The 14,317-nt window shown below is 44.4% G+C and carries 14 protein-coding genes; 8 read left to right on the forward strand and 6 right to left on the reverse strand.

What is annotated here, in order from left to right; all coding sequences use genetic code 11:
- Positions 1-13 precede the first annotated feature (13 nt).
- On the forward strand, positions 14-1,957 hold the full coding sequence (gene thrS, locus RP262_RS04835) for a threonine--tRNA ligase (protein ID WP_311154466.1): 1,944 nt from the start codon (positions 14-16) through the stop codon (positions 1,955-1,957).
- Positions 1,958-2,011: 54 nt separating this feature from the next.
- Here the strand turns inward: thrS and RP262_RS04840 are convergent, their stop codons facing one another.
- Positions 2,012-2,374 carry a MerR family transcriptional regulator gene (locus RP262_RS04840; RefSeq protein ID WP_049553289.1) on the reverse strand — a complete coding sequence of 121 codons (363 nt, stop codon included), beginning with the start codon at positions 2,372-2,374 and terminating at the stop codon, positions 2,012-2,014.
- 77 nt (positions 2,375-2,451) lie between these two features.
- Here RP262_RS04840 and RP262_RS04845 point away from each other — a divergent pair, with 77 nt between their 5' ends.
- Positions 2,452-2,829, forward strand: a complete 378-nt coding sequence (locus RP262_RS04845) for a carboxymuconolactone decarboxylase family protein (protein ID WP_002899930.1) — start codon at positions 2,452-2,454, stop codon at positions 2,827-2,829.
- 38 nt (positions 2,830-2,867) lie between these two features.
- Here the strand turns inward: RP262_RS04845 and RP262_RS04850 are convergent, their stop codons facing one another.
- From RP262_RS04850 to RP262_RS04870, 5 genes are all read right to left on the reverse strand, one after another.
- Positions 2,868-3,266 (reverse strand): hypothetical protein, encoded by a 399-nt coding sequence (locus RP262_RS04850; RefSeq protein WP_311154467.1) that lies wholly within the window; start codon positions 3,264-3,266, stop codon positions 2,868-2,870.
- Positions 3,267-3,374: 108 nt separating this feature from the next.
- Positions 3,375-4,034: an amino acid ABC transporter permease gene (locus RP262_RS04855; protein WP_002894927.1), complete on the reverse strand. Its 660-nt coding sequence runs from the start codon at positions 4,032-4,034 to the stop codon at positions 3,375-3,377.
- A 10-nt stretch (positions 4,035-4,044) separates the two neighbouring features.
- Entirely contained in the window at positions 4,045-4,725 is a 681-nt protein-coding gene (locus RP262_RS04860; protein WP_009659278.1) for an amino acid ABC transporter permease, read from the reverse strand.
- A 12-nt stretch (positions 4,726-4,737) separates the two neighbouring features.
- The gene (locus RP262_RS04865; protein ID WP_311154468.1) at positions 4,738-5,550 is read right to left on the reverse strand and encodes a transporter substrate-binding domain-containing protein; all 813 of its coding nucleotides are present in this window, start codon (positions 5,548-5,550) and stop codon (positions 4,738-4,740) included.
- A 14-nt stretch (positions 5,551-5,564) separates the two neighbouring features.
- Positions 5,565-6,326, reverse strand: coding sequence for an amino acid ABC transporter ATP-binding protein (locus RP262_RS04870; RefSeq protein ID WP_311154469.1), 762 nt, complete (start codon positions 6,324-6,326; stop codon positions 5,565-5,567).
- A gap of 339 nt (positions 6,327-6,665) precedes the next feature.
- Between RP262_RS04870 and yycF the strand changes: the two genes are divergently transcribed.
- The 6 genes from yycF to smc all read left to right on the forward strand — a co-directional run bounded on the left by yycF (position 6,666) and on the right by smc (position 14,317).
- Complete coding sequence (gene yycF, locus RP262_RS04875; RefSeq protein WP_002894937.1) at positions 6,666-7,367, forward strand: response regulator YycF; 702 nt, start codon at positions 6,666-6,668, stop codon at positions 7,365-7,367.
- On the forward strand, positions 7,360-8,709 hold the full coding sequence (gene vicK / locus RP262_RS04880) for a cell wall metabolism sensor histidine kinase VicK (RefSeq protein ID WP_311154470.1): 1,350 nt from the start codon (positions 7,360-7,362) through the stop codon (positions 8,707-8,709). Before yycF ends, vicK begins: the two co-directional genes overlap by 8 nt.
- Positions 8,710-8,718: 9 nt before the next feature.
- Positions 8,719-9,519: an MBL fold metallo-hydrolase gene (locus RP262_RS04885; protein ID WP_311154471.1), complete on the forward strand. Its 801-nt coding sequence runs from the start codon at positions 8,719-8,721 to the stop codon at positions 9,517-9,519.
- A gap of 91 nt (positions 9,520-9,610) precedes the next feature.
- A complete protein-coding gene (locus RP262_RS04890) occupies positions 9,611-9,970 on the forward strand; it encodes a YbaN family protein (protein ID WP_002906095.1) in 360 nt (119 codons plus the stop codon).
- 121 nt (positions 9,971-10,091) lie between these two features.
- Complete coding sequence (gene rnc, locus RP262_RS04895; protein ID WP_002903151.1) at positions 10,092-10,790, forward strand: ribonuclease III; 699 nt, start codon at positions 10,092-10,094, stop codon at positions 10,788-10,790.
- Complete coding sequence (gene smc, locus RP262_RS04900) at positions 10,781-14,317, forward strand: chromosome segregation protein SMC (RefSeq protein WP_311154472.1); 3,537 nt, start codon at positions 10,781-10,783, stop codon at positions 14,315-14,317. Before rnc ends, smc begins: the two co-directional genes overlap by 10 nt.

The raw sequence follows: 14,317 nt of genomic DNA on the forward strand, positions 1-14,317 counted from the left end.
AAGGAGAAAACACATGATTAAGATTACTTTCCCAGATGGCGCTGTTCGTGAATTCGAATCTGGCGTGTCAACTTTTGAAATTGCTCAATCTATCAGCAATTCCCTAGCTAAAAAAGCTTTGGCTGGTAAATTCAACGGCAAATTGATTGATACTACTCGTGCTATTACTGAAGATGGAAGCATCGAAATCGTGACACCTGATCACGAAGATGCTCTTCCAATCTTGCGTCACTCTGCAGCTCACTTGTTTGCCCAAGCTGCTCGTCGCCTCTTCCCAGACATTCACTTGGGAGTTGGTCCAGCTATCGAAGACGGTTTCTACTACGATACAGATAATGAAGCAGGGCAAATTTCGAACGAAGATCTGCCTCGTATCGAAGAGGAAATGAAGAAAATCGTCAAAGAAAACTTCCCGTCCATCCGTGAGGAAGTGACCAAGGATGAGGCGCGTGAAATTTTCAAAAACGATCCTTACAAGTTGGAATTGATTGAAGAGCACTCAGAAGATGAGGGCGGTTTGACCATCTACCGTCAGGGTGAATATGTGGATCTCTGCCGTGGGCCTCATGTCCCATCTACAGGTCGCATCCAAATCTTCCACCTCTTGAATGTGGCTGGAGCATACTGGCGCGGGAACAGCGACAATGCTATGATGCAGCGGGTCTATGGTACTGCTTGGTTTGACAAGAAAGACCTGAAGAAATATCTGCAAATGCGGGAAGAAGCTAAAGAACGCGACCACCGTAAGTTAGGTAAAGAGCTGGATCTCTTCATGATTTCTCAAGAAGTAGGTCAAGGCTTGCCATTCTGGCTGCCAAATGGTGCGACTGTCCGTCGCGAGTTGGAGCGTTACATCGTTGATAAAGAGTTGTCTTCAGGCTACCAACACGTCTACACTCCACCTTTGGCTTCTGTGGAGCTTTATAAGACTTCTGGCCACTGGGAGCATTACCAAGAGGATATGTTCCCAACCATGGATATGGGTGATGGAGAAGAGTTTGTTCTTCGTCCCATGAACTGTCCGCACCACATCCAAGTCTACAAACACCATGTTCACTCTTACCGCGAGCTGCCAATCCGTATCGCCGAGATTGGCATGATGCACCGCTATGAGAAATCTGGTGCTTTGACTGGTCTTCAACGTGTACGTGAAATGTCCTTGAATGATGGCCACTTGTTTGTAACGCCAGAACAGATTCAAGAAGAATTCCAGCGTGCGCTGCAGTTGATTATCGACGTTTATGCCGACTTCAACTTGACAGAATATCGTTTCCGTCTGTCTCTTCGTGACCCTCAGGATACGCATAAGTATTTTGATAACGATGAGATGTGGGAAAATGCCCAAACCATGCTGCGAGCAGCCTTGGACGAAATGGGTGTGGACTACTTTGAGGCAGAAGGAGAAGCAGCCTTTTACGGCCCTAAACTCGATATCCAGGTTAAAACAGCTCTTGGAAATGAGGAAACTCTGTCAACTATCCAGCTGGACTTCCTCTTGCCAGAGCGTTTTGACCTCAAATATGTCGGAGCTGACGGTGAAGAGCATCGCCCAGTTATGATTCACCGTGGAGTTATCTCAACCATGGAGCGCTTTACAGCCATCTTGATTGAAAATTACAAGGGTGCCTTCCCGACCTGGCTGGCTCCGCATCAAGTGACCTTGATTCCGGTTTCCAATGAAGCCCATATTGACTATGCTTGGCAAGTGGCTAAAAAGCTGCGCGACAAGGGTGTTCGTGCTGATGTGGATGAGCGCAATGAAAAGATGCAGTATAAGATTCGTGCCTCACAAACTAGCAAGATTCCTTATCAGCTCATCGTTGGTGACAAGGAAGTCGAAGACGGGACTGTCAATGTCCGCCGCTACGGTCAAAAAGAAACACATACAATACCAGTAGACGAATTTGTAGAGCAGATCTTAGCAGACATTGCCAGCAAATCCCGCGTTGAAAAGTAGAACTCATTAGAAAACAATTAAACCCGAGCAATTAGCCCGGGTTTCGTTTATAGATTATTTAGGAAGATTCCTGATTTCTGCTTGATACCATTCAATTTTATTATCTAATTTTTTTAGTGACATTTGCCAATTTTTAATTTGTTCTTGAACAAAGCTGCGATGCTTCTGCAGCATTTCTAAGCGTTCTTTCAGGCTGCCATCACCCTGGTAGCGCAAGTCAGCATATCTCTGAATATCTTTCAAATGCATACCCGTATCTTTTAAACGCTGAATAAACTGAACCCAAGCAAGATCGTTCTCGTCATAGAAACGCTGACCGCTTTGATCTCTATCAACTTTAATCAATCCTCGTTTCTCATAATATCGGAGCGTATGCGTTGATAAATTCACTTTTTGGGCAAATAGACCGATTTTCATAAAAAACCTCCTTTGATTTCTTGACTTAGAGTATGGTCTAAGATTTATAATGACATTGTAATCATTTAAGGAGGTAAATGCAAATGAAAAACAAACGATTTGAACGTGGATTGGAAAGACTCAATCAGATTGATGGTGAGGGCGGTGAGAAGGTCATTTCCTCTCTGAAAGAAATAGCTCCCGATTTAGGAGACTATATTGTAGAATTTGCTTTTGGCGATATCTATAGTCGTGAGGGACTGAATCTACAGGAACGAGAAATCGTCACTCTTGCCAGTCTTTTAACACAGGGAGGTTGTGAAGCACAGCTGGAAGTACATATTCAAGCGGCTTTAAATGTTGGCTTAACCCCCGAAAAGATTATAGAATGCTTTTTGCAATGCATCCCTTACGTCGGATTTCCTAGGGTACTAAATGCTGTTTTTCTAGCTGACAAACTATTTAAAAAAGAATAATAAAAAGACCGCTGACTACATCAGTGGTCTTTCTAGTTTTAATTCAAATATTTATCCACATAATCATCAAAATCAGGATACTCATTTCGGTTCATGGCATAGAGCATTTCCCCATAGAGAGGGTCGCTAGACGGGTCGTCAGGTTCTAGAAGAGTAGCTATTTTCATATCATCATCTGGGAAAAGGATGGTGTAGTGATAGGTGTCGCTGACAGTGATACTGTAATATTTGGTATTATCTTGGTAGCCTGACTTATCTATCTTATAGTGAAATTCTTTATCGCCTAGCTTGCCGGTCTTGTCATTGAAGACAATGTTAATGTCCTCGCCGTTTGCTTTCTGAGCCTTCCATTTTCCTTGAAAGCTAGCGTGCTGACCGCAGGCGCTGAGAAAGATTAGTGTTAAGAAAGTGATGAAAAGCAATGTCAGTTTTTTCATATCGTTCTCCTTGTCTATCCTTTGATATTATTCTACCACAAATGTTAAAAATAAAAAAGCTGAGTTGGTAAACTCAACTTTTGGACAGTAGTTCTGTATTTGAGCTATCTATTCTGCAGCTTGAGCCCAGCGTTGGGATAGCTTGCGCGAGAAGCTGGAAATGGCGAAGTTAATCAGGAAATAGATGGCTGCTACTAGTAGGTAGAGCGCGAAGACCTGTTCAGCTTCAAAATAGCGTCCCATTAGAATTTGAGCAGAACCAAAGAGTTCTTGGAGCGCAATAACAGAATAGAGCAGGCTGGTATCCTTAATCACTGTTACAAACTGAGAAATGATGGCTGGCAGCATTTTCCGAATAGCCTGAGGTAGGATGATATAACGCAAAATCTGAAACTGAGTAAATCCTTGAGATAAGCCAGCTTCAGTCTGACCTGGATCAATGGCATTGAGGCCGCCCCGGATAATTTCTGCCAAAGCAGCAGAAGTAAAGACGGTGAAGCTGATGATACCGGCTGGCGTTGATTTAATCTGAAAGACTAAAAAGATGGTGAAAATCCAGAGCAGATTGGGTACATTACGGACAAATTCGATGTAAATGCTGGCAATCAGCTTGAGCAGTTTATTTTTTCCATTTCGCATGACGGCTAGAATAGTTCCAAAAATCGTTGATAGGACAATGGAAATGAAAGAAATTTGTAGCGTCAGCCAGAGCCCCTTAAGGATAAAGAGGAGGTTGGTTGTGGTTAAGACTTTTAAAATATTTTCCATAGAGACCTCCTTAGATGCTGTAAGCTTGTTTATTGGCTTCCTCTACCCTACGTCCCCAGCTAGCGATTGGGAAGCAAAGGAGGAAGTAGAGCAGAGCTGCTCCAGCAAAGGCTGGGATGTAGTTGGAGTTCAGAGCAGACCAAGACTTGGTCACGAACATCAGATCCATACCAGAGATAATAGCGACGGTAGAAGTGTTTTTTATCAGATTGACGACCTGATTGATTAACGGTGGCAGGATAATCCGAAAAGCTTGGGGCAGGATGATGTATCGCATGGTTTCTACATAGGTAAAGCCCTGAGAGAGTGCAGCTTCAGTCTGTCCGCGAGGAATGGACTGGATACCTGAGCGGATGACTTCGGCGATGTAAGCACCGTGGTACAGTCCTACACAGAGAACCGCAGTCCAATAGATTGAGGGCATGATGGTGTAATTGCTGACTAGCGGAAGACCGTAAAAGACAATTACAAATTGCACTAAGAGTGGTGTATTCTGATAAAACTCAACAAAAACACGAGCTAGACCACGTAGAACTTTGTGCTTACCTGTGCTGATAGCTCCAAAGAAAATCCCTAGTAGAAGAGCCAAGGTCAGGGCGCCGATGGAAATAGCTAAGGTAAAGAGGAATCCTTGGAAAAACTTGCCAAAGTCCGCAAAGTAAGCCTGCCAAGAAGAAATACTAAAACTCATGGGGTCTCCTTTCTAATCATCTGTTGAAGCAGATGGTTTTAAATCATATTTGTCATAAATTTTCTGTAGACTGCCGTCTTCCTTCCATTTAGAGATTAGGCCATCTACATAGTCATTTAATTGAGTATTGGATTTTTTTGTTACCACACCATAATCGGCTTTTTTGAAGCTGTAATCCAGAATGTTTGACTTGGAACTTACATAGCCGGTCAGGATGGACTTATCAACAGAAATGGCATCAATACGGTGAGCCCGCAAGGAAACAGCAAGTTCAGGGTAGGAGCCTAACTCCACATATTTGAAGTTGAGCTTTTTCTCTTGAGCGATTTCTTCCAGCAAGGTTTGAGTAATAGAGCCTTGGACGACGCCGATAGTCTTGTTATTCAAGTCCTTGACGTCTGTAATTTTGCTGGATTTATTAACTAGAAAACCAGAAGCATCTGTGTAGTAAGGGGTTGTAAAATTATAGATTTCCTTACGCTCATCTGTGATGGTAAAGGTCGCAATGACCATGTCAACTTGCCCATTGTCCAGAAGGGGCCCGCGTGTTTGTGCGGTAACTGGGACGTAGTTGATTTTGACGCCTAGTTCCTTGGCAATTTTCTTTGCAATATCGATTTCTAGACCGCTGTATGTATTGCTATCAGGATTGAGGTAACCAAAGTTAGGTACATCCTGCTTGACACCGACATTAAGGACTCCGCGTTTCTGGATGGCCTTGACCTGTTGGCTGGTACTGGAATCGGCTTGTGCAGGAGCAGCGTGAATCAAGCCTAGAGTCAGAAGGAGTAGGAGTAGGCTGATGAGTATTTTCTTTAGTTTCATAGATCTTCTCCTTTTTAAGAAAGCACGTTATCACTCTCATGGTTGATAATTTTACTGAGAAACTGCTTAGCACGAGGTTCGGTAGGATTGTCAAAGAAAGCATCAACATCAGTAGTATCTACTAGCACCTCACCGTCTGCCATGAAGATAATGCGGTCAGCTACCTCACGGGCAAATCCCATCTCGTGTGTGACCACAATCATATTCATGCCGTCTTTGGCTAGTTTTTGCATAACAGCCAGAACATCCCCGATTGTCTCAGGGTCAAGGGCAGAAGTCGGTTCATCAAAGAGCAGGAGCTCAGGATGCATGGCTAAACCGCGGGCAATGGCAATCCTTTGCTTTTGTCCACCGGATAACATGCCTGGGTAAGAGTCTTTCTTGTCCCACATGTTGACAAATTCTAGATATTTTTGAGCGATTTTGTTAGCTTCTTGTTTATCCATTCCTAGAACTTTAATAGGCGCCAAGGTAACATTTTCTAACACCGTTTTGTGGGGGTAAAGATTAAAATGTTGAAAGACCATTCCGACTTCTTTACGTAAGTTGACCAGATCTTTGGCATCAGTGTTCGCGACCTCGTGGCCATTGACAATTAAGCTTCCCTGATCAATGCCTTCTAAAGCGTTGATTGTACGGATAAGAGTAGATTTTCCAGAGCCGGATGGTCCCAGCAGTACAACCACTTGCCCTTTTTCAAAACTGAGATTGATATTGCGCAGAGCATGGTAGTCTCCGTAATACTTTTCGACATTTTTAAATTCAACTAAAGCCATATCTTTCTCCTTTGTGTTAGATAATATGACATAGATTTTACCATAGAATAAATAAACTGTCAAATTGAATAAAAATGACTATTTTCGTTCAGAGAAAAATTTTTTAGATGAGAATCGTCCATTTTCTACAAATGTGGAATAAAAATGGCTTGAATTAGTGTTTTTTAAGAAAACTTTGGTATAATAAGACTATATAAATAAATAAAATTGGATTGGGAGTCTAGCTAGGCAAACTAGATTGCCTTTTGCACGTTTTGATGCAGGACGACTTAGCTGACTATGTCACAACTTTTCTATCATGGAGTTGATTCAATCCCAATCTTATGTTAAGGTGAACATATGAAGAAAATATTAGTTGTAGATGATGAGAAACCAATCTCAGATATTATTAAGTTTAATATGGCCAAGGAAGGCTATGAGGTTTTGACTGCTTTTGATGGTAAGGAAGCCTTGGAGATGTTTGAGGCAGAACAGCCAGACATCTTGATTCTGGACTTGATGCTACCAGAAGTGGACGGACTGGAAGTTGCTAGGACTATTCGTAAGACTAGTAATGTGCCGATTATTGTATTGTCTGCTAAGGACAGTGAGTTTGACAAGGTTATCGGTCTTGAAATAGGTGCAGATGACTATGTGACCAAGCCTTTCTCAAATCGTGAGCTGCAGGCGCGTGTCAAGGCACTTCTTCGTCGGGCAGACCTTGTTGTGGAAAACCAAGTAGAAGAAAGTGGCCCGAACGAGCTGACCATTGGGGAACTGCAGATTTTGCCAGATGCTTTTGTTGCTAAGAAGCATGGCAAGGAGCTGGAGCTGACCCACCGTGAGTTTGAGTTGCTTCACCATTTGGCGACACATATTGGCCAGGTAATGACACGTGAGCATTTACTGGAAACAGTATGGGGCTATGACTATTTTGGCGATGTCCGTACAGTGGATGTGACTATCCGCCGTCTGCGTGAAAAGATTGAAGATACGCCAAGCCGGCCTGAGTATATCTTGACTCGCCGCGGAGTTGGCTACTATATGAGAAATAATGATTGAAGCAATTAAACAATTTGTGGTTTCTGCGGATTTTGTCTTTGCTATCATTATTATCGGCTTCATTGTAGTTGTGGCCTTGCTTTTATTGGAAAATCGCCGGGATAACCAAAAGCTTGTACAGCTTAATCAAAAGGTTAAAGATTTGATTGCAGGTGACTATTCTGAAGTGCTGGACATGCAAGGGAGTCCAGAAATCACAGATATGACCAACAGTATCAATGATCTTTCAGAGGTCATTCGACTGACACATGAAAACCTTGAGCAAGAAACAAAACGCCTTTCCAGCATCCTGTCCTATATGACAGATGGCGTGCTTGCGACCAACCGCCGGGGGCAGATTATCACTATCAACGATATGGCAACCAAGCAGTTGGGAGTTAAGAGAGATGAGGTCCAAAATATGAGTATTTTGGATCTGCTTTCGATTTCAGACGAGTATGATTTGAGGGACCTGATTACCAATGTTCCTGAGCTGACGATAGATTCTCAGGATGAAAATGGTGAGTACTTGAGCTTGCGGATTCGCTTTGCCTTGGTACGGCGGGAGTCGGGCTTCATTTCTGGTTTGGTAGCTGTCTTGCATGACACGACAGAGCAGGACAAGGAAGAGCGGGAGCGTCGCCTCTTTGTCTCCAACGTCAGCCATGAGTTGCGGACTCCGCTGACCAGTGTTAAGTCCTATCTGGAAGCCCTGGATGAGGGAGCCTTGTCTGAGCCAGTAGCACCGGACTTTGTCAAGGTATCGCTCAATGAAACCAACCGCATGATGCGGATGGTGACGGACCTGCTTAGTCTGTCCCGTATCGACAATGAGACCAGTCATCTGGAAGTGGAGCTGACGAATTTCACAGCCTTTATCACCTTTATCCTCAATCGCTTTGACAAGATAAAAAATCAAGATGAAACTAAAAAATATGAGATTATCCGTGATTATCCGATAACACCGATTTGGGTAGAGATTGATACAGATAAGCTGACCCAGGTCATTGATAATATCATGAACAATGCCATCAAGTATTCGCCAGATGGTGGAACCATTACTGTTTCCATCAAGACAACTGATGAGCAGTTGATTCTTTCGATTGCGGATGAAGGTCTGGGAATTCCCAAGCAGGACTTGCCTAAGATCTTTGACCGCTTTTATCGAGTGGACAAGGCACGTAGCCGTGCACAGGGCGGAACAGGTCTGGGGCTGGCTATTGCTAAAGAAATTATCAAGCAGCATCAGGGCTTTATCTGGGCTAAGAGTGAGTATGGTGTGGGCTCGACCTTTACCATTGTCTTACCTTATGAGAATGATGGCGTCCGCGATGACGACTGGGATAATGAAGATGATATATAGAAAGTAGACATGACTAAAGGATTTCAATACAGTATTCTAGCGTCAGGATCAAGCGGTAACTGTTTCTATCTGGAAACAGATCAAAAGCGGATTCTGGTTGACGCTGGCTTATCAGGCAAGAAAATTACGAGTTTGCTGGGCGAAATTGGCCGCAAGCCTGAGGATTTGGATGCTATTTTAGTAACCCATGAGCACAAGGACCACATTCATGGTGTTGGTGTATTGGCTCGCAAGTATCATCTGGATATTTATGCTAATGAGGCTACATGGAAGGCTATGGAAAAGGACTTGGGCAAGCTGGATGCTAGTCAGAAGCATATCTTTGAACTGGGAAAGACCAAGACCTTTGGAGACCTAGATATAGAAAGCTTCGGAGTCAGTCATGATGCAGCCTGTCCGCAGTTTTACCGCTTTATGAAGGATGACAAGAGTTTTGTCATGCTGACGGATACGGGCTATGTCAGTGATCGGATGGCTGGAATTATCGAAAATGCCGATGGTTATCTGATTGAGAGCAACCATGATATTGAAATTCTTCGCAGCGGTGCCTATCCTTGGAGCCTTAAGCAACGGATTCTGTCGGATATGGGTCACTTGTCCAATGAAGACGGAGCGGAGACCATGATTCGGACGCTGGGCAATCGCACCAAGCGGATCTATCTGGGCCATCTCAGTAAGGAAAATAATATCAAGGAATTGGCTCACATGACCATGGTCAATCAACTGGCTCAAGCTGATATGGCGGTTGGCCACGACTTCCAGGTCTATGATACCTCGCCTGATACCGCAACGCCTTTGACGAGTATTTAAACACTAGACCGCAAGGTTTGGTTTTCTTGCTCTAGTGCGGTATCCATTAAATATTTAAAAAGTAACGGTTTTATTTTATAAAGGAGCTTGTATGCGGCCAATTTACTTTGTGGTAGGTCTATTATCTTTAGGGTTAGGAGTTTTGGGGATTTTTCTGCCTCTCCTGCCGACGACACCATTTCTTCTCTTGTCCATTGCCTGCTTTTCGCGCAGTTCCAAGCGTTTTGAAAATTGGCTCTATCATACAAAGATGTATCAGACCTATGTGGCAGATTTTAGAGAGACGGGAACGATTGCCAAGGAGCGTAAGAAAAAGATTATCGTTTCCATCTATATCTTGATGGGTATTTCCATTTTTCTAGCGCCTATTATTTGGGTTAAGATTGGACTGTTGGGTCTGACCATTTTTATCACCTATTATTTGTTTAAAGTAATTCCGGATAAGGAATAGAAATCACTGTCAGCAGGTGCGTTTGCGCCTGTTTTTTGTTATAATAGAGACTGTATATCTTTGGAAAGGAAAAGGTATCATGCTGCTTATCTGACTGAAGTCAGCATGATATAAAATAGTAATGGAAAATTTGAAAAAAGCATTGCTGGAGCAGTTTGACTTGGTTTTCTCTGATGAGACCTTGTTGGAAACGGCTTTTACTCATACGAGCTATGCCAATGAGCACCGCCTCTTAAAAATTTCACACAATGAACGCTTGGAATTTTTAGGAGACGCTGTTCTGCAACTGATTATTTCGGAGTATCTTTATACCAAGTATCCTAAGAGACCAGAGGGCGATCTGTCCAAGCTGCGCTCTATGATTGTTCGGGAAGAGAGTCTGGCAGGCTTTGCCCGTGATTGTCAATTTGATCAGTTTATCAAGCTGGGACGTGGTGAGGAGAAGTCTGGCGGCCGGAATCGTGATACGATTTTAGGGGATTTATTCGAGGCCTTTTTAGGTGCCTTGCTCTTGGATAAGGGTGTGGAAGCAGTCAAAAGCTTTCTCTATCAAGTCATGATTCCCAAGGTGGAAGCGGGAGATTTTGAGCGGGTGACGGACTATAAGACTAAGCTGCAGGAGTTGCTGCAGATTAATGGTGATGTGGAAATTGCCTATCAGGTCGTCTCTGAAACAGGGCCGGCTCATGCCAAAAATTTCGAGGTGGCCGTTCTCATCAATGGTCGTAAGTCCGGTCAAGGCCAGGGGCGTTCTAAAAAGCTGGCCGAGCAGGAAGCTGCTAAAAACGCATTTGAAAAGGAAAGTTCTTCATGTTTTTAAAGGAAATTGAAATTCAGGGCTTCAAGTCATTTGCTGACAAGACTAAAGTTGTCTTTGATCAGGGAGTGACAGCGGTTGTTGGGCCAAATGGTTCCGGCAAGTCCAATATTACGGAGAGCCTGCGCTGGGCCTTGGGAGAGTCCAGTGTGAAAAGTCTGCGGGGCGGCAAGATGCCCGATGTGATTTTTGCGGGAACAGAAACCCGCAAGCCACTAAATTACGCATCAGTGGTAGTGGTTCTGGATAACAGTGACCAATTTATCAAGGATGCTGCCAATGAGATTCGGGTGGAGCGTCACATTTACCGCAGCGGTGACAGTGAGTATAAGATTGACGGTAAAAAAGTCCGTCTGCGCGATGTCCATGATCTCTTCATGGATACTGGGCTGGGACGAGATTCCTTCTCCATCATTTCCCAAGGGAAAGTTGAAGAAATCTTTAACAGCAAGCCCGAGGAACGTCGGGCAATCTTTGAAGAAGCTGCTGGAGTGCTTAAGTATAAGACACGTCGTAAGGAAACGGAAAGCAAGCTTAGTCAAACTCAGGATAATCTGGACCGACTGGAAGACATTATCTACGAGCTGGAGAGCCAGGTCAAGCCCTTGGAGAAGCAGGCTGAAACTGCTAAGCGCTTCTTGAGTCTGGATGGCCAGCGCCGAGAGCTTTACTTGGATGTTTTGGTCGCTCAGTTGACAGCTAATAAGGAAAGGCTGACTCAGGCTGAAGAAGATTTAACGAATATCCAGCAGGAGCTGGCAGCCTACTATAGCAAGCGCGATGAGCTGGAAGTTGAAAACCAAAGCTTGAAGGCCAAGCGCCATGAGCTCAATCAAACTTTGTCTGATGATCAAGCTAGTTTGCTGGAATTGACCCGCTTAATCAGTGATTTGGAGCGTCAGATTGACCTTTCTAAGTTGGAGTCCAGCCAGGCAGCGACGAGCCGTCGGGAAAATGAAGAACGCTTGGCTGCTCTGTCAGAAAAACTAACTCAAATAGAAAGTAACATAGAAGGCAAGCAGGCTGAATTGAGCCAAATAGCTGCCCAACTGAGTGACAATGAGCAGTCTATTGCTGCTTTGGAAGCAGAATTAGCAGACTTTTCAGATGATCCAGACCAGCTGATTGAACATCTGCGTGAGCAGTATGTCAAGCTCATGCAGGAAGAAGCAAATCTTTCTAATGACTTGACTTCTCTGGAGAGCCAGCTGGCTAGTGAGCTTAAATTGGCTGAGAGCAAGAAGGCTGACTATGCTAAATTGCAAGCAGATTTGGAAGCTAGCCAGACTCAGGAGCAGGCTGGTTTGGAGGAGTTGGAAATTGCTCGCCAAGCCCTCAAGAATCTACTAGCAGACTACCAGAGTCAGATCCAGTTAGTAGAGAAACTAGAGGCAGATTATAAACATCAGCAGACTAAGATGTTTGAGCTTTTGGATGACCTCAAAAACAAGCAGGCGCGTTCCAATAGCTTGGAGGCCATTCTTAAAAATCACAGCAATTTCTATGCTGGTGTTAAGAGTGTGCTGCAGGAAGCTGACCGCCTGGGCGGTATTGTTGGAGCTGTTAGCGAAAAGCTTAGCTTCGATCCCCACTATCAGACAGCGCTGGAAATTGCCTTGGGAGCCAGCAGTCAGAATATCATCGTGGAAGATGAGGCGGCTGCCACTCGGGCTATCGAATTTCTGAAGAAAAATCGGGCTGGCCGGGCAACCTTCCTGCCTTTAACAACCATCAAGCCGCGTCAGCTGCCTGACCATAACCGTGCTACGATTGAAAAAAGTGTTGGTTTTCTGGGACTGGCTTCTTCCTTGGTCAGCTATGAGTCATCGTTAGATAGCATTTTTCAAAATCTGCTGGGAACGACTGCTATTTTTGATACAGTGGAGCATGCTCGAGCAGCAGCTCGCCAAGTGCGCTATCAGGTTCGGATGGTGACTTTGGATGGAACAGAGCTTCGGACTGGCGGATCTTATGCTGGTGGTGCCAACCGCAACAACAATACTATCTTTATCAAGCCGGAGCTAGATGCTCTGCTTGAGGAGATTAAGCAGAAAAATGTCAGCTTGAAAGAGCAAGAAGATGCAGTGCAAATTCTGCAAAACCAGCTCAGTCAGGCTAAGCAAGTATTGGAACAAATCAAGACAGACGGTGAGCAGGCTCGCTTGGCTGAGCAAAAGGCTAATCTAGCCTATGAACAGTTAGCCAAGCGCGTAGAAGAGCTCACAAGTCTGAAAAATCTACAGGAACAGGAGTTAGCTGGTCAATCTGCTTTGGATATTTCAGAAGAGAAAGACCGACTGCAGATCCGCTTGACTGAGATTGAGCAAGAAAAAACGGACATCACTGCAGAAATAGAGCAGGTTAAGTCGAACAAAGATGCTGTTCAGGCTCGTTTTGACAAGCTTTCCTCTCGCCTAGCTGAACTCAAGCTCCAGCGGACAGAGTTGACCTCCAACCAACGCTTTGAAAAGAATGACTTGGAACGACTGTTCGAGGAAAAAACCAGCCTTGAAAAAGAGCAGGCAACCTTGGAGCTTTTGATGGAGCAAAAGGAACAGTCCAGCCTGCAGAAGGTGGATATTACAATTCTGGAAGAGCAATTAGAGACCGCCAAGCAAGAAAAGATTGAGCTGGATCAAAGACTGATTCGTTTGAAATTTGAGCTTGAAGATTTAGAAGGTCAATCTGATGATATCGCCAGCCGTTTGGAGCAAGCCCGCCATCAAAATGAAGAATTGATTCGCCGGCAGGCTAAAGCAGAGGCAGAAAAGGATAAACTCATGGATGTCATGCGCCGTCTGGCAAGCAATCTGACAGATGACTATCAGATGAGTTTCGAAGAAGCAAGCAGTCAGGCTCGTCCGTTAGAAAGTTTGCCAGCTGCTGAAAGCCAAGTTAAGGATCTGGAAAAAGCCATTCGAGCTTTAGGTCCAGTCAATCTGGAAGCAGTCGAGCAGTTTGAAGAAGTCAGCAACCGTTTGAACTTCCTCAACGAGCAGCGAGACGATGTCCTATCAGCCAAAAATCTGCTCTTAGAGACGATTGAAGAGATGAATGACGAAGTCAAGGAACGTTTTAAATCAACCTTTGAAGCCATTCGTGAAAGCTTCAAGGTGACTTTCCGTCAGATGTTTGGCGGTGGTTCGGCAGACCTGATATTGACGGAGGGAGACTTGCTGACTGCAGGTGTAGAAATCTCCGTGCAGCCACCTGGCAAGAAAATCCAGTCGCTTAATCTGATGAGCGGTGGCGAGAAGGCCTTATCAGCTTTGGCTCTGCTCTTCTCTATCATCCGTGTCAAGACCATTCCTTTTGTCATCTTGGACGAGGTCGAAGCAGCGCTGGACGAGGCGAATGTTAAACGCTTTGGGGATTATCTCAATCGATTTGACAAGGACAGCCAATTCATCGTGGTCACTCACCGTAAGGGAACCATGTCAGCTGCAGACTCTATTTACGGAGTTACCATGCAGGAGTCTGGTGTTTCCAAGATTGTCTCGGTCAAGTTAAAAGATTTAGAAAGTATGTAA

This window comes from uncultured Streptococcus sp., assembly GCF_963456385.1.
GTDB lineage: Bacteria > Bacillota > Bacilli > Lactobacillales > Streptococcaceae > Streptococcus.

Excerpts from the sequence above, each read along its gene's own strand:
- RP262_RS04865 (WP_311154468.1), bottom strand. The coding sequence starts at position 5,550 with ATGAAACTAAAGAAAATACTCATCAGCCTACTCCTACTCCTTCTGACT.
- RP262_RS04855 (WP_002894927.1), bottom strand. The coding sequence starts at position 4,034 with ATGGAAAATATTTTAAAAGTCTTAACCACAACCAACCTCCTCTTTATC.
- RP262_RS04890 (WP_002906095.1), top strand. The coding sequence starts at position 9,611 with ATGCGGCCAATTTACTTTGTGGTAGGTCTATTATCTTTAGGGTTAGGA.
- rnc (WP_002903151.1), top strand. The coding sequence starts at position 10,092 with ATGGAAAATTTGAAAAAAGCATTGCTGGAGCAGTTTGACTTGGTTTTC.
- thrS (WP_311154466.1), top strand. The coding sequence starts at position 14 with ATGATTAAGATTACTTTCCCAGATGGCGCTGTTCGTGAATTCGAATCT.
- RP262_RS04845 (WP_002899930.1), top strand. The coding sequence starts at position 2,452 with ATGCAAATGAAAAACAAACGATTTGAACGTGGATTGGAAAGACTCAAT.
- RP262_RS04870 (WP_311154469.1), bottom strand. The coding sequence starts at position 6,326 with ATGGCTTTAGTTGAATTTAAAAATGTCGAAAAGTATTACGGAGACTAC.
- RP262_RS04850 (WP_311154467.1), bottom strand. The coding sequence starts at position 3,266 with ATGAAAAAACTGACATTGCTTTTCATCACTTTCTTAACACTAATCTTT.
- RP262_RS04885 (WP_311154471.1), top strand. The coding sequence starts at position 8,719 with ATGACTAAAGGATTTCAATACAGTATTCTAGCGTCAGGATCAAGCGGT.
- RP262_RS04860 (WP_009659278.1), bottom strand. The coding sequence starts at position 4,725 with ATGAGTTTTAGTATTTCTTCTTGGCAGGCTTACTTTGCGGACTTTGGC.
- smc (WP_311154472.1), top strand. The coding sequence starts at position 10,781 with ATGTTTTTAAAGGAAATTGAAATTCAGGGCTTCAAGTCATTTGCTGAC.
- yycF (WP_002894937.1), top strand. The coding sequence starts at position 6,666 with ATGAAGAAAATATTAGTTGTAGATGATGAGAAACCAATCTCAGATATT.
- RP262_RS04840 (WP_049553289.1), bottom strand. The coding sequence starts at position 2,374 with ATGAAAATCGGTCTATTTGCCCAAAAAGTGAATTTATCAACGCATACG.
- vicK (WP_311154470.1), top strand. The coding sequence starts at position 7,360 with ATGATTGAAGCAATTAAACAATTTGTGGTTTCTGCGGATTTTGTCTTT.